Annotated in this window: 28 protein-coding genes and 1 pseudogene; 19 read left to right on the forward strand and 10 right to left on the reverse strand. The window is 41.1% G+C overall.

All coding sequences use genetic code 11. The annotated features are described in order from the left end of the window. Positions 1-162: 162 nt before the first annotated feature. Both Q1A31_RS02240 and Q1A31_RS20965 read right to left on the reverse strand, forming a co-directional pair. On the reverse strand, positions 163-336 hold the full coding sequence (locus tag Q1A31_RS02240) for a hypothetical protein (RefSeq protein WP_299871754.1): 174 nt from the start codon (positions 334-336) through the stop codon (positions 163-165). Positions 337-442: 106 nt separating this feature from the next. Next, positions 443-854: pseudogene (locus Q1A31_RS20965) on the reverse strand (DUF2189 domain-containing protein). Positions 855-1,374: 520 nt separating this feature from the next. Here Q1A31_RS20965 and Q1A31_RS02250 point away from each other — a divergent pair. The 8 genes from Q1A31_RS02250 (at position 1,375) to Q1A31_RS02285 (ending at position 7,471) form a co-directional block, all read left to right on the forward strand. Beyond that, positions 1,375-2,244: an MYG1 family protein gene (locus Q1A31_RS02250; RefSeq protein WP_299871758.1), complete on the forward strand. Its 870-nt coding sequence runs from the start codon at positions 1,375-1,377 to the stop codon at positions 2,242-2,244. Positions 2,245-2,321: 77 nt separating this feature from the next. Then, complete coding sequence (locus Q1A31_RS02255) at positions 2,322-2,570, forward strand: RND transporter (RefSeq protein ID WP_299871761.1); 249 nt, start codon at positions 2,322-2,324, stop codon at positions 2,568-2,570. Positions 2,571-2,611: 41 nt separating this feature from the next. Continuing rightward, positions 2,612-3,082 (forward strand): DUF1499 domain-containing protein, encoded by a 471-nt coding sequence (locus tag Q1A31_RS02260; protein ID WP_299871764.1) that lies wholly within the window; start codon positions 2,612-2,614, stop codon positions 3,080-3,082. Positions 3,083-3,302: 220 nt separating this feature from the next. Continuing rightward, entirely contained in the window at positions 3,303-4,067 is a 765-nt protein-coding gene (gene modA / locus Q1A31_RS02265) for a molybdate ABC transporter substrate-binding protein (protein WP_299871767.1), read from the forward strand. Beyond that, positions 4,067-4,747, forward strand: a complete 681-nt coding sequence (gene modB, locus Q1A31_RS02270) for a molybdate ABC transporter permease subunit (RefSeq protein ID WP_299871769.1) — start codon at positions 4,067-4,069, stop codon at positions 4,745-4,747. The genes modA and modB overlap by 1 nt, the downstream gene beginning before the upstream one ends. A gap of 16 nt (positions 4,748-4,763) precedes the next feature. After that, complete coding sequence (gene modC / locus Q1A31_RS02275) at positions 4,764-5,831, forward strand: molybdenum ABC transporter ATP-binding protein (protein WP_299871771.1); 1,068 nt, start codon at positions 4,764-4,766, stop codon at positions 5,829-5,831. 118 nt (positions 5,832-5,949) lie between these two features. Further along, positions 5,950-6,756 carry a VCBS repeat-containing protein gene (locus Q1A31_RS02280; protein ID WP_299871773.1) on the forward strand — a complete coding sequence of 269 codons (807 nt, stop codon included), beginning with the start codon at positions 5,950-5,952 and terminating at the stop codon, positions 6,754-6,756. A 277-nt stretch (positions 6,757-7,033) separates the two neighbouring features. Next, positions 7,034-7,471, forward strand: a complete 438-nt coding sequence (locus tag Q1A31_RS02285) for a CreA family protein (protein WP_299871775.1) — start codon at positions 7,034-7,036, stop codon at positions 7,469-7,471. A 129-nt stretch (positions 7,472-7,600) separates the two neighbouring features. Here the strand turns inward: Q1A31_RS02285 and Q1A31_RS02290 are convergent, their stop codons facing one another. From Q1A31_RS02290 to Q1A31_RS02300, 3 genes are all read right to left on the reverse strand, one after another. Continuing rightward, positions 7,601-7,966, reverse strand: a complete 366-nt coding sequence (locus Q1A31_RS02290) for a hypothetical protein (RefSeq protein ID WP_299871776.1) — start codon at positions 7,964-7,966, stop codon at positions 7,601-7,603. Then, positions 7,963-8,589, reverse strand: a complete 627-nt coding sequence (gene parA, locus Q1A31_RS02295) for a ParA family partition ATPase (protein WP_299871777.1) — start codon at positions 8,587-8,589, stop codon at positions 7,963-7,965. Before parA ends, Q1A31_RS02290 begins: the two co-directional genes overlap by 4 nt. 124 nt (positions 8,590-8,713) lie before the next feature. Continuing rightward, on the reverse strand, positions 8,714-9,667 hold the full coding sequence (locus Q1A31_RS02300) for an AraC family transcriptional regulator (protein WP_299871778.1): 954 nt from the start codon (positions 9,665-9,667) through the stop codon (positions 8,714-8,716). A 169-nt stretch (positions 9,668-9,836) separates the two neighbouring features. On the opposite strand from Q1A31_RS02300, the gene Q1A31_RS02305 reads away from it, so the two are divergent. Together Q1A31_RS02305 and Q1A31_RS02310 are read left to right on the forward strand one after the other, a co-directional pair. Next, positions 9,837-10,682 carry a hypothetical protein gene (locus tag Q1A31_RS02305; protein ID WP_299871779.1) on the forward strand — a complete coding sequence of 282 codons (846 nt, stop codon included), beginning with the start codon at positions 9,837-9,839 and terminating at the stop codon, positions 10,680-10,682. A 65-nt stretch (positions 10,683-10,747) separates the two neighbouring features. Next, positions 10,748-11,155 (forward strand): DUF4345 domain-containing protein, encoded by a 408-nt coding sequence (locus Q1A31_RS02310; protein WP_299871780.1) that lies wholly within the window; start codon positions 10,748-10,750, stop codon positions 11,153-11,155. A gap of 221 nt (positions 11,156-11,376) precedes the next feature. On the opposite strand, the gene Q1A31_RS02315 is transcribed toward Q1A31_RS02310, so the two are convergent. From Q1A31_RS02315 to Q1A31_RS02330, 4 genes are all read right to left on the reverse strand, one after another. Further along, entirely contained in the window at positions 11,377-12,261 is an 885-nt protein-coding gene (locus tag Q1A31_RS02315; protein ID WP_299871781.1) for a DMT family transporter, read from the reverse strand. 216 nt (positions 12,262-12,477) lie between these two features. Continuing rightward, entirely contained in the window at positions 12,478-13,275 is a 798-nt protein-coding gene (gene yidD / locus Q1A31_RS02320; protein WP_299871782.1) for a membrane protein insertion efficiency factor YidD, read from the reverse strand. A gap of 321 nt (positions 13,276-13,596) precedes the next feature. After that, positions 13,597-14,223: a peptide-methionine (S)-S-oxide reductase MsrA gene (gene msrA / locus Q1A31_RS02325; protein WP_299871783.1), complete on the reverse strand. Its 627-nt coding sequence runs from the start codon at positions 14,221-14,223 to the stop codon at positions 13,597-13,599. Positions 14,224-14,374: 151 nt separating this feature from the next. Continuing rightward, entirely contained in the window at positions 14,375-15,256 is an 882-nt protein-coding gene (locus Q1A31_RS02330) for a LysR substrate-binding domain-containing protein (protein WP_299871784.1), read from the reverse strand. Between the two features lie 210 nt (positions 15,257-15,466). Between Q1A31_RS02330 and gabT the strand changes: the two genes are divergently transcribed. The 5 genes from gabT (at position 15,467) to Q1A31_RS02355 (ending at position 21,515) form a co-directional block, all read left to right on the forward strand. Next, positions 15,467-16,765 (forward strand): 4-aminobutyrate--2-oxoglutarate transaminase, encoded by a 1,299-nt coding sequence (gene gabT, locus Q1A31_RS02335; RefSeq protein WP_299871785.1) that lies wholly within the window; start codon positions 15,467-15,469, stop codon positions 16,763-16,765. A 242-nt stretch (positions 16,766-17,007) separates the two neighbouring features. Beyond that, entirely contained in the window at positions 17,008-19,431 is a 2,424-nt protein-coding gene (locus tag Q1A31_RS02340; RefSeq protein WP_366942955.1) for a Tex family protein, read from the forward strand. Between the two features lie 158 nt (positions 19,432-19,589). Next, positions 19,590-20,129, forward strand: coding sequence for a DUF2478 domain-containing protein (locus tag Q1A31_RS02345; protein WP_299871786.1), 540 nt, complete (start codon positions 19,590-19,592; stop codon positions 20,127-20,129). Between the two features lie 222 nt (positions 20,130-20,351). Continuing rightward, complete coding sequence (locus tag Q1A31_RS02350; RefSeq protein WP_299871787.1) at positions 20,352-20,705, forward strand: hypothetical protein; 354 nt, start codon at positions 20,352-20,354, stop codon at positions 20,703-20,705. Between the two features lie 48 nt (positions 20,706-20,753). Further along, entirely contained in the window at positions 20,754-21,515 is a 762-nt protein-coding gene (locus Q1A31_RS02355; RefSeq protein ID WP_299871788.1) for a hypothetical protein, read from the forward strand. 137 nt (positions 21,516-21,652) lie between these two features. Here the strand turns inward: Q1A31_RS02355 and Q1A31_RS02360 are convergent, their stop codons facing one another. Beyond that, on the reverse strand, positions 21,653-22,666 hold the full coding sequence (locus tag Q1A31_RS02360; protein WP_299871790.1) for a class I fructose-bisphosphate aldolase: 1,014 nt from the start codon (positions 22,664-22,666) through the stop codon (positions 21,653-21,655). Between the two features lie 293 nt (positions 22,667-22,959). On the opposite strand from Q1A31_RS02360, the gene Q1A31_RS02365 reads away from it, so the two are divergent. The 4 genes from Q1A31_RS02365 to Q1A31_RS02380 all read left to right on the forward strand — a co-directional run bounded on the left by Q1A31_RS02365 (position 22,960) and on the right by Q1A31_RS02380 (position 25,504). Next, positions 22,960-23,433 (forward strand): Rrf2 family transcriptional regulator, encoded by a 474-nt coding sequence (locus Q1A31_RS02365; RefSeq protein ID WP_299871791.1) that lies wholly within the window; start codon positions 22,960-22,962, stop codon positions 23,431-23,433. 171 nt (positions 23,434-23,604) lie between these two features. Further along, positions 23,605-23,982, forward strand: a complete 378-nt coding sequence (locus Q1A31_RS02370; protein WP_299871793.1) for a hypothetical protein — start codon at positions 23,605-23,607, stop codon at positions 23,980-23,982. A 103-nt stretch (positions 23,983-24,085) separates the two neighbouring features. Further along, positions 24,086-24,607, forward strand: coding sequence for a hypothetical protein (locus Q1A31_RS02375; protein WP_299871795.1), 522 nt, complete (start codon positions 24,086-24,088; stop codon positions 24,605-24,607). A gap of 210 nt (positions 24,608-24,817) precedes the next feature. After that, positions 24,818-25,504, forward strand: a complete 687-nt coding sequence (locus tag Q1A31_RS02380) for an ABC transporter ATP-binding protein (RefSeq protein ID WP_299871797.1) — start codon at positions 24,818-24,820, stop codon at positions 25,502-25,504.

The raw sequence follows: 25,504 nt of genomic DNA on the forward strand, positions 1-25,504 counted from the left end.
CCGAATATATGGAAGCAAATCTATCCCTGTCAAAACGGTTGAATATTATTTTGCAAAAATGGAGGAGACCATATATGGGGGGTGACCTAAAGTTATAACAGAAAGACATAACCCCGCTGAAACGGGGTTATGTGCTCAAAAACTAAGAATAATTATTTCTTTTCATCTTCCACTAAATCGCGATATGCGTGCCAGCTTGCATAAGAAATCAGTGGCATTAAAATGATAAGCCCGACGAAGAATGAAGCGATTCCAAGTCCGATAATTACAGCGATGGTTAACGCCCGCCCAGGCTGCCATACCTACAGGGTTTTTCATAACGGCTCTGATACTCATGCTAGTCGCAGTTACTATGTCTACTTTTTTTGTCCATCAGCATTGGTAATGTTGCGACACCAGTAATAAATGCGACAATGGCAAAAACCAGTCCAACGGCAAATAATCACAAGACAAAAAGTGCTCCCTGATCCATAGAAATTAAGCTTTGAAACAATGCGATGTAGCCCTGATCTGTAACAATAGTTTCATTGAACAAAAGACCGACAATAAGCTTTGATAAGCGCACCCAGATGGATATTATGAAACCGAGCGTAATTCCATAGAGTCCTATGTGTACCAAGTTACGATTTATTGAGTTCACAGACTGGCTCAAAGATGGATCTTTTTTTTTCAGTTAGTCTGCTTATTGCATAGAGCCCAATTGCTAAAAATGGCCCGATTAATAAAAAACTGGCAGTAATGGATGCTACAAAAACAGGGTTTTCCCTTGCGATTATGCTTAATCCTATCCCCACCATTGCAAATAAAAATCCGTAAATCGTACTAAACATAGGATTGCTCTTTAAATCAGCCATGCCTTTTGAAAGCCATTTTTTGATATCAGTTATTTCTACCTTATTTACTTTATAACTTTGAAATAATTCCACGGAAGTAGGCGGCGAACTAACAGGCTCTGTATGTTTGGCGACGTATGAATTTATCTTTTACTCCTTCTAGTAAGATTGATAATGTTTATCTACAGAAAGTTTCTTTCATAGGCGAATTTTCTCGGATGTCAATTGATACCCTTTTTAGGTTAAGTACTATAGGAGTCTTTGAAATATTTATTGTACAGGTAAGGTATAAGTATATGGAGTTCTAGCTATAGCTTTTTAATATGGATTGTAGATATGACACATCAATATACTTTTATAAGTTGATATCTCTTTAATCACAGTCATGTATAGGTTGTGGGTAATATATTAATTATGAAAGCGTGATGTTATGTTCTCTGTCTTCATATAGACTCTGCGATCAAAATCTTGCTGATTAAATGATTTCAAGTAATACGTTTAACTAACAATTCAATTTTTCCTAAAAAACAACACACAAAAAATGACTGATAAAACGATAGCAACACACAACGGTAATTTTCATGCGGATGATGTTTTTAGTGTCGCGGCACTTAAGACTATTCTTCCACCTTTTACCCTTATTCGCACACGTGATTTAGAGAAGATCGACAAGGCAGATATCGTGATTGACGTCGGCGGTGTATATGATGCGGATGCGGGTCGTTTTGATCATCATCAGCGTGGTGGTGCAGGAGCGCGTGAAAATGGTATTCCCTTTTCATCTTTTGGTTTGATTTGGCAAAAGTACGGTGTCGAAATCTGTGGTGGCAATAAAGATGTTGCACATGCGGTTGATTCGGGGCTTGTTTCAACGATTGATGCAATAGATTGTGGCCATGTCGAAGGTGTTTCTGAAGGTATTAGTCTGAGCCAAACGATTTCAATGTTTAACCCAACGTGGCAAGAAGATGCGCACTTTGATGATTGTTTTGATGAAGCGGTTGAGTTTGCATCACGCCTGTTAACCCGTTTTATTGCATCCGCAAACGGTGGTATTAGTGCCAGAGAAATTGTGGCTAAAGCGATTGAAAATGCTGAAGACCCGCGAGTCATTGTATTAGAAAAATATACCCCGTGGAAAAGAACGGTTCACGACTTATCGGAACGAGCGTTGTATATGGTTTACCCTTCTCAAACCGGCCAATGGAGAATACAAACCGTTCCGGTTGAGCCTGGATCATTCGAAGATAGAAAGCCGTTGCCTGCACCATGGGCTGGATTATCTGATAAAGAGCTTCAAGCAGCGACGGGTATTGATGATGCTATGTTCTGCCACAATGGTTTATTCATTGCGGGTGCAGAATCATTTGAAAGCACAATGAAAATGGCAACGATGGCGCTTCAGGATTAATAAAAGCGCTACCAAAAAACAGTAGTTAACATACTTTGTTATTCATAACAGAGTGCTAAAAATAAAGGAAAGTAGTTTTGATAAATACGATTAGAAATTTGCCATGGTTAGTGCTGATTCTAGGGTCATTAACACTTGGGCTAGCGCCTTTTACTCCTCAGCCGCACCTTTTTGAAAAAATTCAAATGCTCGTTAATGGTCAGTTATCTCAGGGCATGGATATTTTTGATCTTTTATTGCATGGATTATTTCCGTTGTTGTTGATAGTTAAAGCAGCTGTAACGCTTATTCCTGCTAATGAGGATAGCAATAAAGATACCGAATAAATTATTTAACGCAGCCTCTTAAAATTTGAAAGTTATAAAATATGAAAACAGCACTCATTATCGTTTTAGTACTTATCGCATTAGCTATCGCCTCTTTTTTCATTCTTGGGAAATACTCACAAAAAGGGCAAGCTCCTGGTTTAGTCAATGGCAGTCTATCGAAGTGCTCTGAAAAGCCTAATTGTGTTTGCAGCGAATATAAGGATGATGTTGATCATTATGTTTTGCCTCTAGGTATCGATAGTTCAGAAAGTCAGTTTATGGCTAAAGTAGTATCCATAATTAAGGATATGAATGGAGTCATACAGACCGAAAAAGATCATTATGTAGCTGCTACTTTTGCATCATCAATTTTTGGATTTGTTGATGATTTTGAAATTAGAATCGATACAAATTTCGATGAAAATAAAAGCACATTTCATTTTCGATCAGCATCACGAGTTGGATACAGTGATGCTGGCGTTAATAAAAAACGTGTGGAGCAGTTTAAAACTTTATACAGCGAGAATTAGAAGAGTCAGACTTAAGTCATTACCTTGGTTAGAATATTAATCTAAGATGCTTCATCTATGACCTGACGACAAAGTTGAATCTTTTTTGCGGCAATGCAATTATGTTACTGGTTAATCCGCTCAACTGTATTTATCTATATGTATTCAAAAGATATTTCAGTCTGCTTTTAATAAACCGCAGATAACATAAAGATGATATTAGAAGGTACAGAATACTAAAATGAGGCAGTCAATTATCATCAAAAAACTGTTCTATGTCTTGTTGATAGTTGTAATATCAAGCACGAGATCTGTAAAAGCGGACGAAATTCTTATAGCTGTAGCCAGTAATTTCAAAACTGCTATGGCAGAAATCGCCAAAGAGTTTGAAGAAAATACAAACCACAAAGTCACTCTAATCTTTGGTTCTACGGGAAAGCATTATGCGCAAATTAAGAATGGTGCGCCTTTTGATGCTTTTTTCTCCGCTGATAGCAAACGCCCTGAATTACTCGAGAGCGAAGGTTTAATCATCCCTGATAGTCGCTTTACCTATGCCTTGGGAAAACTCGTTTTATGGAGCCCGCAAGATAAACTTGTCGATAAGAAAGGGCAGATTTTAAGCGAAGGAGAATTTCAACGCCTAGCAATGGCACATCCAAAACTAGCTCCTTATGGCAAAGCTGCTTTTGAAGTATTGGACAATAAAGACTTATGGGATGATTTAAAGGTAAAAGTAGTTCGCGGTGAGAATATCGGACAGACTTTTCAGTTTGTAAAAAGCGGCAATGCTCAGCTAGGGTTCGTCGCATATTCCCAGTTAAAACAGAAAAACCATCCTATAACTGGTGCCTACTGGGATATACCTCAATCGCTTTATTCTCCTATTACGCAACAAGCCGTGCTGTTAAAAGATAATGAAGCTGCACGAGATTTTATGGCAAGCATGACAACAGAGTCATCACGCGCAATTATCCGTGATTTTGGCTATGGAAATGCACCATAATGTTGAGTGAAGGTGATTTCAATGCGCTTATCATTACACTCAAGCTCGCGGCTGTCTCTACCATTATTCTGCTACTGCTGGGAACGCCACTAGCTTGGTGGTTGGCACGGACTCGCTGGCGCTATAAATTTCTGATTGAAGCAATGGTTGCACTACCTCTGGTGTTGCCACCCACGGTATTAGGCTTTTATTTACTAATCACTCTTGGGCCACATGGGGCAGTCGGCGGTTTGATGAATTGGCTAGGCGCAAAACCACTCGCATTTACTTTCAGTGGTCTGGTGATTGGATCAGTCGTCTATAGCCTGCCATTTGTAGTACAACCATTACAAGGTGCTTTTGCAGCCATTGGAACTCGCTCGCTAGAAGTAGCATCGACTTTACGTGCCTCGCCTTTGGATCGATTCTTTACAGTAGAAATACCACTCGCACGATCCGGTTTTCTCACCGCTGCAGTGCTGGGTTTTGCACATACTGTTGGTGAATTCGGCGTTGTGTTAATGATCGGTGGGAATATCCCTGGTCAGACTCAAGTCCTTTCAATCGCCATTTACGATCATGTAGAAGTACTCGAATATAGTCAGGCTCACTGGTTGTCGGGCGGCTTATTAATCGTCTCTTTTCTAATGCTAATGGTAGTGTATGCACTCAATCGCCGTTTTCTGGTTACACAGCCGTGATCAAGGATAACTGCTGATGAGTATTCAGGCTCGTTTCCGTGTTGATCGTCAAGACTTCGCTCTGGATGTTGATCTAATAATTCCTAACAAAGGTGTGACCGTAGTATTTGGCCCTTCTGGATGTGGCAAAACAACATTGTTACGCTCTATTAGTGGTTTAGAGCGCTGCCCCGATGGTTTTTTAAAGGTTGGTGATTCTGTATGGCAAGACGACAAACACTTTATCGCACCACATAAACGCCCCCTGGGTTATGTCTTTCAGGAGGCGAGTTTATTTGCTCACCTAAACGTAAAGGCTAATCTCGAATACGGTATGAAGCGTGTTCCCGTTTCTGCTCAAAAAGTTTCTCTGGAAAGGGCCATAGAATTATTGGGTATTGGTGCATTATTAGAGCGTAGGGCAGATCAACTTTCTGGAGGTGAACGTCAACGCGTTTCAATTGCACGAGCCTTGGCAGTTAGTCCTGAACTTTTGCTTATGGATGAGCCTCTGTCATCACTGAACCTTGAACGTAAGCAAGAAATCATGCTTTATCTTCAGTCGCTACACAATGAACTCGATATCCCCATCATCTATGTTAGTCATTCATTGGGAGAAGTCGCACGACTCGCCGATCATATGGTGTTGCTAGATAATGGCAAAGTCAGGGCTACAGGTGATGTTACAGAACTATTTTCACGACTCGACCTGCCTATAGCACAGAGTGATAAGGCAGCCGCATTTATTCAGGCGACCATCGTTGAGCACGATGAAGAATTCGGATTAACATATCTCGACTTTGCAGGTGGTCGCTTATCCGTCATCCGTCAAGATATGCAGATAGGAGCCACTGTCAGATTAAGAATTGTCGCGCGTGATGTGAGCCTGACACTCGAACGTCAAACGGGTACGAGTATTCTGAATGCTTTCCCTGTCGTTGTTGAAGAAATAATTTCCGAAGGTGTTTCCCAGCTAATGATAAGACTAATGGCTAATGGTGTGCCGATACTGTGCAGAACGAGTCTGAAGTCGGCAACATTACTCGACTTAAAACCGGGAAAGCGGGTGTTCGCACAGGTTAAGACGGTAGCCTTGTTGTCTTAGATTATTAGCTCCTTGAAAAAGTGCCTGTAAGTAGGGGGGTGACTTTCTTCCAAGAATGCATCTGTAGTTAACAGAACACCGTAAATGTAAGTGATTTTATAACAAGATAAATATAATTATGATTAAACCATTCTATTTCCAAAGCTTATCAGCACTAGCGATCTGTACAGTCAGCTCATTATTTTTAACCGCTCAAATAACTGCCGAAACGCTGCCAAAAACTGATTTACCAGATTCGTTTGTCACTTCTGTTACGGCTAAAAGTGGCATTAAAACCGCCTGGTATGACGATGCAACGACACGTTATGCGCATGGCGTATTGGGTGATGAGATAGAAGCTGGGGCACTTTATGCTAAAACAATGGAAGGCAAAATAGTGTCGGTTTCACTGGAAGCGTCACAGGTGTTTGAAGATATCCATCCGCGCTTAACGGATTTAGATGGTGATGGTCGAAATGAAATCATCACCATTCGCAGTCACAATCAAAAAGGCGCGCAAATAGCGGTTTACGGAATCACCAAGGAGTCACCGAATACACTCTCACTTGTTGCTAGCACGCCTTATATTGGCAGTTCTCATCGTTGGTTAGCCCCTGTCGGTATTGCGGATTTTGACAATGATGGAACAATGGATATCGCCTATATTGATCGCCCACACCTGGCAAAAATACTACGGGTTTGGAGTTACCGCGATGGAGGACTCCAGCAAGTCGCTCAAAAACAAGGCTTAACCAATCACAGTATCGGACATAACTTCATCACCGGTGGTGTTCAAAAGTGCGGAAATAAATCATCAATGATTACTGTCGATTCTAATTGGAAACGACTAATCAAAACCTCACTTCAAAACGGCAAGTTAACGAGTGAGGATATAGGTCCTTATACGGGAACCGCAAGTGCTGATGCAGCGCTGAATTGTAACTAAAGCATAGTGTTTTTTTTAGGATAACGAAGCGCCTAAAAGTCCATATTGTTAGTTTAATTGTGAAGACAGGTCGAGTGCACATAGCGAAAATCCGGCAATGTCCCCATGATGAATATTGATATAGTCATCGACGTGAAGTGAGCGTTACAATACTTATGCGTGATTACTAAATGGCGTCTTTGACAATCACAATCAATATAAAAACCAGCGAGGAATATCTATGATTAAACTACATGCTGCGGTACTTCCAATCTTTACAATCCTAGGGCTTTCTCTTTTGGCTTTTTCGTCTTTTGTGAAAGCAGAAGAGGTCGGTGACGTGAATGTGGACTGGTTAGGTAGTGACATCAAAGTTGAAGCGATTGAAGACCCTAAGGTTCAGGGCATCACTTGTCATGTTTCATACTTTGACCGTGGACTTATCGAGCGTGTCCGCAATGGTCAGGTTTTTAGTGACCCCTCTAACTCATCGGTGGCTTGTAGCCAAACAGGTCCTATTGTTATTGGCGATATTGAAAAGGATGATGGTGGTGAAAGCGTTTTTTCAAAGCGGACATCACTTGTCTGGAAATCTCTAAAAGTGACTCGCATTTACGATGAGAAACATCAGACAATGATTTATCTTTCTCATGCCACTCAGGTTCAAAACGGTTCTGCGAAAATGGATATTTCAACGGTTCCTCTGTTTGGACAAAAAGTGACTTGGAGTAAATAAATTAGCTTTGGGAATTATCTTGTTCTCTCAAGTCATTTTAAACAGCAAAATAAAAAAGCCCTTAAAGTAGGGGGGTGACCTTCAATTGTTTATTAGCATCCCTTAGTTAAATTAGCGTTAACTCTGGATTTAATCTGGCCAGACACGACTGCCATCAGGGAATGGCGTATTGTGGCTAATCGTGATCGCTTCTTTGATTCTTGTTTTGTTGTTTGCAACAGCAGGACTCTTGGTTTTTTTCTTGGCAGCCACTTTAGGTGTAGTTTTCTTTTTGGCTACCGCAGTCTTTTTAGCTACTGGAGCTTTTTTAGCTACTGGAGTCTTTTTTGCGACTGCAGTCTTTCTGGGCTTTAGTGCAGCACTCGTTTTGGATTTAGTTGCTTTGCTTGCTGTCGTCTTCTTTTTCGCAGTTTTGACTGCGGCAGTATCTGATCCTGCTTTGGTTTTACGAATTGAGGCAACTAATTTATTGCCTGTTTTTTTTGTATCACTCATGTATCTAGTACCTCAGCTATTAATTGATTAATTTCGTTGGCGGCTATTTCGCCGGGGCGTCCCATCTGACTAACACTTTTTCCTTCCAGTATGCTCGAACGATAAACCACACGACGGTTTAAAGTTGTCGAAGCAACCGGAGTATCCAGTTCACTAATGGCATCAAGAACCAGACGAGATAATTTTGTTCGTGGCTCCAATTGGTTAATCACCAACAACGCTTTTAAATCGGGATTCTTCTTTCGTGCTGCTTCAATAGCCTCACTGACGGCAACTGTAGCCCAAATGTCCAGTGGTGAAGGTAATACGGGAATCACCGCGATATCGCAAAGTTTTAGCGCTGCCTGTGTTTGTTCTGAATGAAGCTGTGGCGGGCAATCTATCAAAAGATGCTCTGTCTGATCCCGATGCTTTTTAACGGCCTTGGCAACACCACCAGTTGCGTCAAAAATGGCTGGCATACTCTCGCTATCAATCATATCTGCCCAATGCAGCGTTGACCCTTGTGGATCAGCATCCAGCAGCGATGTGGGGCTTGTTTGATTAAGCATAGTAGCGATATTGATCGCCAAGGTGGTTTTACCAACACCCCCTTTGTTTCCGATGAAAGCAATAATGGCCATTAGTTATGGTTCTTTATGAGTCGACAGATTAAGTGAAATTATTGTAACTGAAAATCAAATACTTACAATTAGAAAAACTTATAATTTGAGATTTAAGTGTATCTTAGCTTATTTTAGGTGGGATCTAATCGGTATGTCGAACACTACCAGGAGACACACCAAACTCTCGTTTGAATGCCCGGCAAAATGCGGCTTCTGATTGATAGCCGTGTCGGTCAGCCAGAGTTGCGAGGGTATCAGTGGTTTCTTTTAATTGTACACGGGCAAGTTGCATGCGCCAGTTGGTAAGATAACGTTTGGTTGATTCGCCAACCAGTTGAGTAAATCGTGCTGAGAAACCTGAGCGTGACATTCCCACTTCTTTAGCCAGTGAATCCACAGTCCAGTATTTTTCAGGTTCACGATGAATCGTTGCGAGTGCCCTTCCAATATGTTTATCGCGCAAAGCAGCGAGCCATCCTTGTTTAGCTTCAGGCGCTGAGTCAATCCATGTCCGAATCGCCTGAATAATGAGAATATCTGCCAAATGTGTAATAACCGTTTCTCCACCAGGGCGCAGCTCTCTTGCTTCGCGGGCAATGAAACGTAAGGTGCTTTGCAACCAGCTATCTTCTTCATCTCGCCAGCTATCAATCTGTAAGACTTTTGGTAACTGCGCGATCAGTTGTTGTCCAGCTATATGATCGAAGCTCACCACACCGCAGGTCAAATGGGTTAATTCACCATCACCGCCATAGCGCATGATTTCATAGCGCTCGCTGACCTTCTCAAGAGGGATATCAAACAGCGGTGTGGTATCTACTGAAAGACTACTGCGAATCCTGTGTCCGATGCCATGGGGCACAAGAGTCAGACTACCTTGTTGAAGCAGGCGTGGTTCTTCTCCTTCAATCTCTAGCCAGCAGTGCCCCGCAGTGACAACATGAAACATCATATAGTCTTCAAACGGAGGCATATCAATGCCCCATGGCGCAGTTAACTCGGATCTACAATAAAGGGTTCCATTGAGCCGCAGCAGATGAAGGGTTTCGCCAAGCGGATCGGTAAAACTGGGGATGTCTCGTTGTTCTGGAATCATGGTCTTGATTTTCTCTTGAATTCTAACTAAGTGTCTAGCTAATTAGACGAAAAGTACATAATCATAGACGCACAATCATTTTTTATCCAGTTAGGGTTCTTCATAATAGACATTAATGACAAGCAGAGCTGTTTGTTCATCACATTAATTATTACGAAGGAGAATCATCATGAAACAGTCACCCATACTAATTATCGGTAAAAACGGCAAAACAGGGGCTAGGGTAAACCAGCGTTTACAATCACTAGGTTACAAAACACGAGCTGTGTCGAGGTCAACAAGTCTATCATTTGATTGGGAGAACTCAGACACGTGGCGACCAGCCATTGAAGGCACGCATTCTGCCTATGTCACCTATCAGCCCGATCTGGCGGTACCTAGAGCAGAAGCGACGATTAAGGAATTCGTGCAACTAGCCAAAGATGTTGGACTGGAACATATCGTTCTTTTATCAGGTCGAGGTGAAGATGGCGCACAGCGGGCAGAAGAAATACTTAAGACCAGTGGACTTTCATGGAATATCGTTAGAGCCAGTTGGTTCGCTCAGAATTTTAGTGAAAGCTTCATGTTGGAAGGCATTCTGGATGGCGAACTGGTACTTCCCGCTGGAGACATCGCAGAGCCTTTCATTGATGTGGATGATATTGCCGATGTGGTAGTTGCTGCGCTGACTGAAACTAGCCATCGAAATAAGCTATTCGAAGTCACGGGTCCACGTGCTTTGACCTTTGCTCAATGTATCGATGAGATTTCTGATGCTATTGGTCACCCGCTTAAATTCACCAGTATTCCAGTTGATGCATACATTAACGCTTTAAACGAACAGGGTGTGCCAAAAGAGATGCAGTGGTTGCTGCGTGAACTCTTTACCGTGGTATTTGATGGCAGAAACTGCGAAGTGATGTCAGGTGTAGAAGAAGCACTTGGTCGACCTGCAACTGATTTTAAAACCTACATTCATAAGGCGATTGAATCTGGTGTCTGGAATCCTCTCATGCAGAAGAAATCTGCCTAAATCATTATCTACGCGGGTCACTGCTCCCCAGCTATGACCCGTTCAATATAAAAAGGATACGTAAAATGAAAAATTTAAAAGTGCTAAAAATAGTATTATTTATTTCCGGACTAATAGCTGCAGCAATTGGAGGCGCCATTGTGGTAATACCTATAGCTTTCTATTCGACTTACAGCATTGAACTTGGCGGTAACGTCGCGTTGTTAAATGAAATCAGGGCATCTGGAGGTGCTTTACTAGTAACTGGAATATTGATTATCTCAGGAGCTTTCTTTACCAGAATGACTTTTACTTCGATCGTGATTTCGACTTTACTGTATCTATCCTATGGCTTATCCAGAATGCTAAGCATGGTAATTGACGGTATGCCGTCTGAGGGATTTGTGCAGTCAGCTGCTTTGGAAATAGTTATTGGATTAGTTTGTGTGTTTTACCTTGTAAAATACCAAGCTAGAACAAAAGAGAGTATGTGATGTCCTCATTAACAGTAATCATTTGTTAGAGATGATGATAACCAGCAAAAGCATCACTCGTCTGATGAAATTGCGTTTTGAAATATCACAGGATGAGGCATAGTTTTTGTGTTCTATTATTCGGTTTAAAAAAGTGCCCAAAAGTAGGGGGGTGATAAAATAATTAATGAGAGGGTTAGTCTTACTCTAACCATTATCCGATTTGCTGGCACATTCCTCTATCACCCTCGACGAATGATAAATAAGCCCGTAACTATCAATGTGAGAGAGACTAATACATTGAGTGTTAGTTGCTCGTCCAGAAAGATCGCGCCGAGCATTACGCCGAATACGGGAATCAGATTTAATCCTGTAGCAAAAGCAGACATACCGATGGTTTGAATTAAGTGATAACGCAATATATAACCCAGTGCGGTTGGGAAAATGCCTAAGTAAATTAAACCCATCCACGTATCCTGCTGATAGGACGCCTTTGGAATACCTTCAAATAAAATCGTGATTGTCAGCAAACTGATAGAGGCTAAGCCGAGAATAAAAGCTGAAAGTTGAATCGGGGGAAAGCGACCTAATCTGCGGATAATTAAACCCGAAGTGACATAACACGCCGAGCCTAAAATTGCTGCACCTTGTCCGAGTAAATTATCACCTAAACCTCTCGCAGCATCCCAGCCAACCAACACCAAAATGCCTGAAAATCCCAAGATTGCGCCGATCAGTTTGTTTGTTGAAATACGATCATCTTGAGTGGTGAAGTGACTGCCGAGCAAAGCCATAAAGGGCCCAACACCCATTAACATCGATGCCATGCCCGCATCAATTTTTGTTTCAGCCCAGGAAATTAAGAAAAATGGGATTACGACATTTAACGCCATCACCAGCATGACCAATTTCCATTCACGAATCGTGGACGGCCAAACAAAGCCTTTATAAATAGCAAAAGGGAGCAATACAATAAACGCAACAACAACGCGGATAGTGGCTAACCAAAGCGGCCCTGTGTCTACAACGACAACCTTGATAGCAAGAAATGCAGACGCCCATATCAATGCTAGTAGTATCAGTAAGCTTAGATCGGCTGTTGTGGGTTTTCTGATACTGGCTTGCATAGAGGCACCAAGACAAAGCGACGTATTATTGGGGTAAGACTAAAATCTATACAAGCAATATATTCTATTGCTAAAAACTATTTTTGTTGATGGTTAATTAAAAAGTACCAAGCCCTGTATAAGCCCTGTCGGCGAAAAAACAGCTGAGCTCTGCATAAATTCTATTTACGTTTTAAAAAACAAAAACGTAATATCATTCATAAGTAGGGGGGTGACCTAAAACAATTCCCATTTCTGTTTAATCGAGTATTCAAACATCTGACCCGCACCTTTCTTCTGCGGATTCGGGATAGACTCAAGCACTTTACTTCTGGTTAATTCTTTATTCACAATAACCATCCGCGAAATATCAGTTAAATAAAATGATCCCTGAGTCTTCAGACTAATCCAGTTTTTGGCGGATTTATTTTTGAGTGTATTGGTTCTGGCCAAGCCATTTATCAAATCGAAGTTAATCTGATAATCAGGCTGCTGAGAACCGAAGATCTTAGCTATTGCGCCGCTATCGCTTGTTTCTTCAATATCTTCTTTAAGGCGGATATCAACCGATTCAATCTGACGTCCGATAAAATAATAATACAAGCTCGCAGAGATGATAACGATAATAAGCAAGGCTATCAGTAGCCTGATGAAATTACGCTTTGTCATATCAAAGGAGGAAGCACAGTCAAGACCATAACATCCACCTGAGCCGCCAGAGGACGTTGATCCACCACCGCCACCACCTCCTAAATCACAACTACTGACATCGCAGCCACTTAAACCCAAATCGCAATCACCACGTTGAGAAATTGGAGGACGTTGGTTAATGGTAACTGCTGCATCACGACATTCATTGAAGCGTTGCCTTACTGTTTTTATGCTAGCTAAAAGCCCTTTTTCCAGAATTTGTTTCTTAGTGTATTCCGAACACGAATCGCCTTTATGTAAGCCTCTATGGGCGCAGATGAATCCTTTGTGGGGTGAAATTCTTGTTTGGTAAACGGAGATCAAAAAGGCGAAAAACGTTCTCATAGGCTAAAGCTAGATAATTAATGTCGAAAATAATTATAGCTTTTATGAAAAGTAATTAACGAGGATAAATGAAATTTATTTGGCGTGTATATATATCAAATCCACTGGGTTTGGATTTAAATCGTTACAAATAATTTAATCAAAAGGAATTGGAGTAATGGAGTGAAGGAAGCCCGCTAGTACTTTGCTAAAGCAACCTTCATTCCAATCCATTATTTCTGTAATATTCATCGCTCGAAATGGAGCTTTGAAAAAATACTATATTTAAAAAAAGTGCCCATAAGGTGGGGGGGTGACTTTATAACAAGTCGAATTAAAAGCTTAGTGGGTTGCTTTATCACCCCAGATATCTTTGAGACGTTTGTCGCGACCACAGCTATAACGGTAGTATTTGTATTTTAATGGGCTTTTCTTGTAATAATCCTGGTGGTAACTTTCTTTTCCTTTGATAGGCCAGAAAGTTGAAGCATTTAATATTGGAGTAACGATTTTCTTTGATCCGAATTGAGCTTGAATATTCTTCTTAGACTCTTCGGCTATTTTCTTTTCAGTCTCGTTAGCGACAAAAATAGCGCTGAGATATTCAGATCCTTTGTCACAAAATTGGCCACGGGGATCGAATGGATCGATATTCACCCAGTAGTAATCTAAAATTTCTTTGTAAGTCACAACTTTAGGGTCATACGTGATTTCAACCACTTCGTAGTGACCTTGATGGTCGCCATTATAGGTTGGGTTCTTTGATGTGCCTCCGCTAAAACCAGAAACAACATCAGTCACGCCTTTTAGTTTTTCAAAGTCTGATTCCATACACCAGAAACAACCACCAGCCAATACGGTTTTATCGGCAAAAGCGCTGGAGGTACCAAAGAGAGAAAGGGCTATGGTAGCCAATAGAGTCGTAGATAGCGCAATTCGAGGTATTAAAGCACCCAGTGTTTTCTTCATAGTTTAAACCTATAGATTAGTGATGAACTGTATACGCTACTTTAATAAATATAGATGCATACAGTAAGTATTTTCGACAACAGATGCTTGGAATAAGTTTCGCACAAGGTCATTCGCTCAGTAGTAAGTATCTAGATGCTAACTAATTCCGCTAATTAAATATATTCTTAATCCATTCTTCAAAAAGTCTGGCGCGCAATGACCGTTTTTCTGGTTTATCTGATAATAAATAGTAGCTATCGAGTTCGGGGATGGTTTTATCCAGTAACTTAATTAATCGTCCTTCGAGTAAATCTTGCTGGACTTCCAGGCGGTTGCAGAGCGCAATGCCATATCCGTCTCTGGCGGCACTGAGTGTAAGATTGGTGTTAAAAAAATGTATATTTTTAGTGTTTTCTGGTGGCGTAATATTCATGCTGGAAAACCATCGAGACCAGTTTTGTAAACCTTCATGAAGTAAGGGGAAGTTGGTTAAATGTTTCGGTTTACTAATGGCGTTTTTTTTGTGCACCAGTCGAGGGCTGCACACGGGAAAAACATGGAGAGAGGTTAGTTCTTCAACTAAGCGATTGTTTTCGATAGGTTTGCCATAACAGATAGCGACATCTATCTCTCTTGGGATTTCTTTTTGTTGTGGCTTTATCTCCACCGTATGAATATCAATAAGCGGGTAGCTTTGATGAAATTCACCGATTATTGGTGCTGCCCAGTTAGCGCCTGCGGTTTGGGTGCAGCCTATGATAAGCCTTCCAGATAAACTATCAGAATCCAGATGTTGTGCACCATCCAGAATACGATCAAATCCTTCTGTAACTGCCTTGAGTAATCGTTCTCCTGAGTCAGTTAACTGTAAGCGATTGTTCGAACGAGTGAACAACTTCACACCTAATTCTTTTTCTAGTGCGCGAATATGATGGCTGATGGCACCTTGAGTTACGCCAAGGTCTTCGCCTGCCTGTCCCATGTGTAAGCGGTGGCCAGTACTCTCGAAAGCTCTGAGTGCCGAAAGTGGCATTGTTCGTTTATCTAGCAAGTGACTATTCCTATGAGAAATATTAGTAGTAAAGGTTAAAATAACTCATTTGCTACTAAAAATATTGATCACTATACTGCTTTAAATAGGATGGTACAAAGTACGAACTATCATTAAGTACTTATTCTCTGCAAATTAATTTAAAGATCTATTTTTTAATAACTATGAGTTCAACTCTAGTTGCTAAATCTACTGACAATGGTAAATACAATGACTACAAATAGTGAATGGCAAGCGCGTAAAGAAAAAGCAATGGCAAGGGGTCAAGGTACCCTTGCGCCTGTATACATAGAGCGAGCAGAGAATGCTGAATTATGGGATGTCGAAGGCAATCGCTATATTGATTTTGGGTCTGGTATTGCAGTAACAAATACAGGGCATTCCAACCCTAAAGTTAAAGCAGCAGCTATCGAACAAATTGAAAGATTCAGCCACACTTGTGTGATGGTTACACCTTATGATTCGGCAGTTCTACTGGCTGAACAATTAAACGAATTAGCACCTGGCAATACTCCTAAGAAAACAATCTTTGTCACAACAGGTGCAGAAGCGGTAGAAAACTGTGTGAAGATTGCACGTGCGCATACTGGGCGTCGTGGACTCATCGCATTTAACGGTGGCTTCCATGGCAGAACCAATATGACCATGGCGTTGACGGGTAAAGTAGCCCCTTACAAAAGTAAATTTGGTCCGTTTCCTGCCGAGATTTATCATGCTCCGTTCCCAAATGAGTATCACGGTATATCAGTAGAAGACTCATTAAAGGCACTCGAATTGCTCTTTAAAGTAGAGATCGAAGCATCAGACGTTGCGGCAATTATCGTAGAACCTATTCAGGGTGAAGGCGGATTTTATATTGCCCCTCCAGAATTCATGCAAGCTATAAGAGCATTATGCGACAAGCATGGCATCGTTATGATTGCCGATGAAATTCAAACGGGTTTTGGGCGTACGGGTAAATTCTTCTGTAGTGAATACTCAGATGTAGAGCCAGACCTTATGACCACAGCAAAAGGCATTGCGGGTGGTTTCCCATTAGCTGCCGTTGTTGGTAAAGCAGAAATCATGGATGCACCGTTACCAGGTGGTCTTGGTGGCACTTATGGTGGTTCTCCAGTGGGTTGTGCCGCAGCACTTGCCGTTATCGAGGTAATGAAAGAAGAAAATTTGGTCCAGCGTTCGAATCAAATAGGCGATAAATTCATCGAGAACATGAAAAACCTCCAGCAGCAATACCCAGATAGAATCGGAGATGTGCGTAACAGAGGCGCAATGATCGCGATTGAACTTGTGCAAAACGGTAGTGCTGATGAGCCAGATGCTGACTTATGTAAGGCGCTTGTTGGTGCGGCAATGGAAAGAGGCTTGGTGTTACTTTCTTGTGGATTGTACGGTAACGTTATTCGTTTCTTACCACCTTTAACGATATCTGATGAAATCATTGAAGAAGGCTTGGGAATCATTGCTGAGTGTTTTGAAGAATTGGTTGCAATGCATCAAGCCGCTTAGTTTTATTGGTATTTAAACACGGTGTTTGAACAAGATATCTAAATAAAGCATACAAAAAAGCCCGATTTATATTCGGGCTTTTTTATGTCTGTGATGTTAGAAAATTTAAGCATAAAAAAACGGCTTAAAGTGGGGGGGTGACTTTTTTATGTTACTCTCCCCAAATTATTGTATTCCCAAATATATTCCTATTTATAATACGCACAATTTTTCTCTAATTTATTCATTTATTTAAAAACTCTATGTCTATTACTCTGCCACGTATCATCTCAACTATTGCCAAAGAACTTTCTACGGTAAAGCCAACCAAAGAAAGCCAGGTACAAGCCGCTATCGAGCTGCTTGATGATGGCGCAACCGTTCCGTTTATTTCTCGTTATCGAAAAGAAGTCACAGGTGCGTTAGATGACACACAGCTGCGTCAATTAGAAGAGCGTTTAAAGTATCTGCGTGAGTTAGAAAAACGCCGTGAAGCGATTCTTAAAAGCATTGAAGAACAAGGCAAACTCACGGATGAACTAACACTCTCGATACAATCGGCTGAGACTAAAACCACCCTGGAAGACTTGTATTTACCTTACAAACCTAAGCGTCGTACCAAAGCCACGATAGCGATAGAGTCTGGCTTATTACCGCTAGCTGATGCGCTTTACGAAAACCCAAATCTTGACCCAGAAGTTGAAGCTGAAAAATACCTGTCAAACAGCGAAGAAAATCCAGTTGCTGACGTAAAAGCTGCTTTGGAAGGGGCGCGTTATATTTTAATGGATCGCTTCAGTGAAGATGCCGCCTTACTTGCCAGAACGCGTGAGTACATGGAAAACAATGCATTGGTAATTGCCAAAGTCGCTAAAGGGAAAGAGCAAGAAGGCATCAAGTTTAAAGATTATTTTGATTACCAGGAACCTTTCAAAAAAGTACCTTCGCACCGTGCACTCGCTATTTTTAGAGGCAGAAACGAAGGCATTTTATTTGTCACCTTAGACGTTGAAGCACCGGGCGAATTTGGGTTTACCAAACCGATGGATCACCCCTGTGAAAGAATGATCGCAGGCCATTGGAATATTTCAGATAATGGTCGTCCTGCCGATGCATGGTTATTACAAGTTGCAAGCTGGACCTGGAAAATCAAAATGCATATGCACATCAGCGGTGATTTGATGAACCAATTACGCGAACAAGCAGAAACAGAAGCAATTCGTGTTTTCTCTTTAAACTTAAAAGATTTATTGCTAGCTGCCCCTGCTGGCCAAAAAGCAACTATCGGCTTAGACCCCGGTTTACGCACCGGAGTAAAAGTTGCGGTGGTCGATTCAACCGGTCAATACCTGGACCAAGGTACCATCTACCCACACGCACCTAAAAATCAATGGAATGAGTCAATTGCCACGATTGGCGCATTAGCTAAAAAGTACAAAGCAGAATTGATTGCAGTAGGTAACGGTACCGCCTCACGTGAAACTGATAAGTTGGCGGGCGATATCATCAAGCAATATCCTGATTTACGACTTACCAAAGTCATGGTCAACGAAGCAGGGGCTTCGGTATATTCTGCATCAGAATTTGCCGCCAAAGAATTCCCGGATTTGGACGTAACCATTCGTGGCGCAGTCTCGATCGCCAGACGTTTACAAGATCCATTGGCTGAGCTAGTTAAGATCGAGCCAAAATCCATCGGTGTCGGGCAATATCAGCACGATGTGAATCAATACCAGCTCACAGACTCATTAGAAGCCGTCATAGAAGATTGTGTAAATGATGTCGGTGTTGACCTGAATACTGCATCCATGCCGTTGCTGAAGCAAGTGTCTGGCCTTAACGAAACCTTGGCGAATAATATTGTCGATTTTAGAAATGAACATGGCAGCTTTACCAGCCGAAAAATGCTAAAAGAAGTTCCTCGTATGGGTGCTAAATCGTTTGAGCAATCAGCAGGCTTTTTACGCATCATTTCGGGTAGTGAAAACCCATTAGATGCCTCTGGCGTTCATCCTGAAGCCTATTCTGTGGTAAAAGCAATCGCTACAAAAACAGGCAAAAAGATCAACGATATCATCGGCGATACTCAACTGTTGAAATCACTAAACCCAGCGGACTATGTCACCGAGAAATTTGGTTTACCAACAATCACAGACATTATTGCAGAGCTTGATAAACCAGGCCGTGATCCACGACCAGAGTTTAAAACAGCGAGCTTGAAAGACGGCATCGAAAAAATTAGCGACCTAAAAGAAGACATGATTTTGGAAGGTACGGTAACTAATGTGACCAACTTTGGCGCATTTGTAGATGTTGGCGTACATCAAGACGGACTGGTACACATCTCATGCCTGGCAGATAAGTTTATCGATGATCCGCATAAAGTCGTTAAAGCAGGGCAAATCGTTAAAGTAAAAGTGCAAGAAATTGACCTTCAACGCAAACGAATCGCTTTAACCATGCGACTCACTGACAGCGCTAAAGACAAGCAACAGTCAGGTCAGAATGCTGGAGATAAGAAACCATATAGTGCGGGTAAACCGAGTCCTAAAAAGCCAGGCGCTAATCAAAGCTCTAATAAAAAATCTAATCAAAGCCAGCGTGGATCAAAACAAGCAGCAGTGTCAAACAATGCCTTAGCGGATCAGCTGAGCGCGGCATTGAAGGGCGGGAATTTTAAGAAATAGAATTTTAATGTGTGTTTTATAGCAATATAGAAAACCAATTCACCCTTGATGCAAATCAATCTTCATTGCCTGGGTTTGCCTTAAAGTGACTCGTGGAATATTTCCGTGCAATAATCTCGTACATCCAATTCGACCATTAATGAAAGGCGAACAGAATCATGAGAACGAATACCAAACCTCGTATCGCAGCAGTGGTATATGAAGATGGGGCTGCTCTAAATCAAGTGTTTTCAGAAGTCGTCGAATCGTTACGTGCTCGCGGAATCCGTCTTGGTGGTGTCATCCAGAATGCAATGCCAAACCATGTGGCAGGAAAATCTGCGTGCTGTGGGGGATTGGGTCTTGAAGATTTGTCCCTTGGTGAAGATGTGGCCGTTACCCAAAATCTCGGTGAAGGTGCTACAGACTGTCATTTAGATGCCAACGCATTAGCGCAAGTAGCAAAGTCACTGACCAATCAGCTAACAGCACCAGACTTGTCCATTGATTTATTTATCATAAACCGCTTCGGGCTGTCTGAAAGTGAAGGGCACGGTATGTTTGATGTATTTTCCGAGGCGCTCATGCAAGAAATTCCTGTATTAACTGCTGTAAAAAAAGATCACCTGGAGTCTTGGGAGAATTGGCATGGGGGCATTGCACAAAGTTTGGCGCAAGATAAACACGACATACTCGAATGGTGTTTGTCTGATTCTTAATGTTTACCCGCAGAGAAGGCAGGCGTAGTAACATAAAAATTACTTAAAAGGTGGGGGGTGTCATTTCTAGTAATTTCATGGTGTATAGAAGTTAATATTTATTTAGATCAAACCGTTTAACCAAAGATAAGTTTTAATATTGAACTTACTTTTTACTTATATCTACAGAAAGCCATAACAACAAACTATTTAAACTAAAAATAAAAATAAAGAAGCTAAAAAATGAAAACTACTAAAATACTTGCATCAGCATTCATTTTCTTTGCATTAAGCGTAAATTCTTTTGCAATGGATACATCGGATAATCTTTCTAACACTATTAAAAAAAATGCAAATGATATTGCATCTATTTTGATTAAAAGCGGTAGAAATAATAACTTAAGAACGACTCAAGATAACTTAGCTCTTCAATTCACGGCTAACCAAAGTAATAATGTTCTGTTCACAGCAATTATGCCTAAAGGTCGTAATTTAGAGGTTATTGATAGTAATAAAGAAAATAGTCCTTCTTTTGCTACATCTGCTAAATCGGGACGCAATAATAAAATGCTTAATGAATTGATATCAATGAACTAATTTCTTGTAAAAGCGACTTAATAAATAACAGAATTGAAAAAATTTAATATGAAAACTAACAACACAACTAATATACCTGAAGAGGTTTTACAACTGGTTCCATGGTTCGCCATTGGAAAACTTTCAGAAGAGGATAAAGCATTTTTTGAAAATGCATTGCTATCCTATCCCTCACTTCAAGAGCAACTAAACCTAGAGAAACAAATGATTGATTTGGTCTCTGAGGATAGCGTTTTACTCAATTATGCTGATGGCTCTCTAGTCGATAAAAGTGTGATTGCAGCTCCAGAAGAGCGCTTGAAAGCAGTTTTTAATGTCATCGATAATTTAGAGCCAGCAACTAAAGCTCAGCGTCAATCGGATGCAACAGGTTCTCTGGTAGAAAGACTTAAAAACGCATTTGACTCACTGATTCCGAATTTGGGTATTAAGCCGCAATATGCACGCTTTGCTAGTGTAAGTGTGTTGGCATTATCGGTAGCGGTTATAGCCTCTATAGTGATTCCATCAAAGACAGAAACAAGCGATTTTACTACTGCTTCAGCTGTTACTCAGCCAATTGATAATCAAGAGAAATTAGCAAGCACTACAAAGATCGTTTTATTAGTTGGCTTCAACGGTACTTCAGAAGAACTAAGCAATAATGATGTATTAAAGGGTAAGCAAATAAAAATTGGCAGCCCGGCAGATAATAATGGCTTTTATAAAATCAGCTTTAAAGACTCAATGACTGCAGATGAAGTAAAACAAACCATAGATGCATTGCTCGCACAAAAAGAAACAATATGGTTTGCTGGTGAAGCGTTTTAAGCTAACTATCTTTTTCATTTTATTTATCAGAAAGCTAGCCTCAAAAATGTCAGCCGAAACTGATAGAAATAACGTTGGAGTTTAGTGGCTAACCTAAAGCCCTTGTCTCTCTTTGCTTGATACGTTTCAAGCTAAATTCATTCCTTGTCAGCTGTATACAGGCCTTTGCGCGCCAGACTATTCATTTGCGCGCGTTTCAGCAAGGCTTGCTGCATGGCCTCACGATTTTCATCTTTACCACACCATGCCTGCAAAGCCGGTTGTTGCAAAGCGCGTCCATAGGAAATACTAAGTTGCCAGGGAGCGTTTCCTTTCAATTGGTTAATGGCATTTAGATTTTCGGTAGCCTCTGTAGGTGTTTGTCCACCAGAGAGGAAATTAATACTGGGAACCGCCGCAGGGACAGTTCGTTTGAATACTTTCAGGGTTTCTTCAGCAACTTCCTCAGGGCTCGCGCGACGACGTTCTTTACCGGGAAGTACCATGCTAGGTTTCAGAATCATATTCTCCAGCTGCACGTGATGTCGGCGTAAGGCACTAAATACTTCAGCGAGTACCGCCTCGTTGACTTCGGCAAAGCGTTCGATAGTATGATCGCCGTCCATCAATACCTCAGGTTCTACGATGGGTACAATACCTAGTTCCTGACATACCGCCGCATAACGAGCCAACATCTCTGCATTCGCACTTATGCCTAAAGGAGTGGGATTGCTATCGCTGACGGAGTAAACCTCGCGCCACTTGGCAAAACGTGCTCCTTTTTGTTTGTATTCAGCCAGACGTTCAGCCAGTCCATCTAAGCCTTTAGTGATTAAATCACCTTGTCCACCGGGAAGTAATGCTGTGCCCTTGTCGACCTTAATTCCTGGAACGATTTTCTGATTCCAGGCAAGTTGGGGAAGAAGAACACCATCGTCGCTGTTTTGATCCAATGTCTCCTCAAACAGGATTACGCCTGAAATATAGTCACCCAGGTCAGGTGTTGAAAGTAGCCACGAGCGATATTTACGACGACTCTCCTCAGTTGATTCGGTATTAATCGCATCAAACCGTTTCTTAATGGTCGGCGTACTCTCATCAGCAGCTAAAATGCCGCGCTGATCATCCACCATATCGGTGATCGTTTGTTCAAGCTCTTGCAAAATTGTCATGAGAAACTCCCTAAATAAGTTCAAATCCTTGAATACGTTCAAATGTGATTGTTAGTATCAGTTTAGTACATTCCTATTTGTGTAACGAAAAAACAACGAGCTATGCATAAATTCCAAGGTCGCTTTTACACTACAAAAACCAGTTGTCATTCAAAAGAGGGTCGCATTTAACTGCGTCATGAAGTTTTTGTATAATATTTGTAGGTTATTTGTATAGTTTTAACATTTATTTCACATATACTCTTATATTCTTGTAATTAGTTTATGAGGTAAATAACAGAGAGGATATAAAAATGAAAATATCTACAAAAGGACAATACGCAATAAAAGCCATGATTCATTTGGCGGCTAATTTCAATAACCCAGTATCATTAATCGAACTGTCCGGTTCTCAAACTATTTCTGTATCATATTTAGAACAAATTTTTTCAACACTTAGACGTGCAGGACTAGTAGACGGAGTTCGCGGCCCAGGTGGTGGATATCGATTAGGTAAAGCACCTGATTACATTACTATTGCAGATATCCTTCTAGCTGTTGAAGAATCAGCCAAGGATTCCAATCCAAACGCTAATAACGGTGAAAACTTTTTAGCCAATAGATTATGGAATGGCTTTAGTGCGCAGTTATCAGATTATTTAGACTCGATAACTTTAGCGGATATCCTCAAGGATGAAATTGTTGTAAAAAGCCAATTTCACTTAGACGAGACAACACGTCGGATTTCAACCATGTTTCCAGTAAGCGATAAAATGAAGGCAGCGTAATAGCTTTTTCCAGGCTCCCCAGGAGTTAAAAACCCAGTATCTACGTTATAGTCAGTTGCAAGGCAGTAAACATTCCTGCATGACTATGCCTTGATTCTGGGTTTTTTGCGTTGCCAGAATAAATAGGACTTAATAGAGGCTGTGAATTCAAGTAGCAACTGGGAAATCAAAATGAATCCAACTGAACTAGCAAAAATTTATATGAAGTCTTTCTTTGGGGAAAAGCCCTTAGAGGATCTGAGTTCAATCTTGAGTGAAGATCTTAAATTTGCGGGTCCTTTTTATACATTCAATACGGGTGAAGAATATATTGAGTCCCTGCGGGAGAGTATGCCAGCTGATGCAATATCGTATGAAATACTTCAGGAAGTTGAGAAAGGAAACTCTTGCTGTTTAGTGTATCAATCTAAGCGGCATGGTGTATGTGGGGTAGATGAAATCATGGCTCAGCTATTTGAAGTAAGCAATAATCAAATAATCAGAATAAGGCTTATCCTTGATGCAGCTAAGCTACTAAAGAATAATAATCCTGACTATAAACCTAACTAAGGTGTAGATTTAATGTTGTTTTGCGATAATCATGTTTTCTATCTAAATCGCGTTCTTTTCATTTATCACCAAGCATTTGCATATATTCGTTACAATATCTAGCATGAACAAACAGACCTTTATTTCCCTACTGAAGAAGCTAAAAGAATCACACTGGCAGGCTATTGTTGATGGAGAAGCTTTGCAAATGGTGGATGATCTTCGTTTAGAAATTGGCGCTTTGAATCTAAGCAATATCATTCTGGATTCTTCCTCAGGATTAGATGCAGTCTCCTTACGTGAAAAAACATTGGAACAAGCGGATGAATTGCTTAGTAGCTATTACCTTACACACCCTCTGACGCGCAAAGGCTTTACTATTCAAGCGAGAGCTTTGGTTGAACAGTATGGCGGGCTTGATTTTGCGGCACCGCTGGGTTCCTTCCCAGAGCGAACATTATTTGTGGAAGGAGGCGAATTAATTGCAGAGAATCGAGACAGCCCACGTCACCGTTACGGTGCCTTCTGTGAGCTAGAGAATACGTTTGATAATGCTACGATACTTGTTCTAGTAAATAAGTGGATAGAGAGCGGAGCGGCTCACGAGCGTTATCTGGAGATGAATGTTTGCCGCTATTCCTGCTGAGTTTTAGCAGGGGGGGGGTTCTAGGCTCCCTAGGAGCCATAAATGACAAGTCGAATAATTATTCGGCTGTGCTTCACCTCTCCGGAGCCAGCTAAACGCGAAGTGGTGTAACTATTTGCCGTAGCCTCTTTATCCTCATTGCCTAAAACAATGCCACATAGCACTATGTAATTAATGTTACTCTGCTCATAATTATTGGATGCCTTTTTTATGCTTGCCCTTAAAAATTTACAGAAAAGTTATACCGATGCGGGTGAGAAACACACCATTCTCAATAATATAAATTTAACCATAAATGCTGGTGACAGCATCAGTATCCAAGGTGCCTCAGGCTCGGGTAAATCAACGCTTTTGCATCTTTTAGCGGCACTCGATAAACCAGACAGTGGCGAAATATTATTAAACAGTTCTTTAGATGAGACGCAAACTGAAAATCAAGACATCACTCAGTTCACAGAAAGGCAAGCAGACCAATATCGCCAATTCCAGGTGGGGCTTATTTTCCAAAAATTTAATTTGATCGATTGTATTACGGTAATGGAAAATATTATGTTGCCTGCCAAAATAACCGGCAAAGTAGAACATGAATATATCCAGGAACTCCTCAATGCTCTGGGTATTAAGAGTCACATCAATAAACTGCCGAACCAACTTTCTGGTGGCGAGCAACAACGAGTTGCCATTGCGCGCGGCTTATCGCATCAACCACCATTGTTACTGGCCGATGAACCTACGGGTAATCTAGACAGTAAAAATTCGGACCTGGTAAGTCAACTGTTGGTCGATACTTGCAAGCAGCTCAATACCGCACTGGTTATGGTCACTCACAGCAGAAAAGTGGCTATGTTAACTCAACAACAATGGTATTTAGACGACGGCAGCTTGACTCGAATTTAA

This window comes from uncultured Cocleimonas sp. (genome assembly GCF_947495625.1).
Lineage (GTDB): Bacteria > Pseudomonadota > Gammaproteobacteria > Thiotrichales > Thiotrichaceae > Cocleimonas.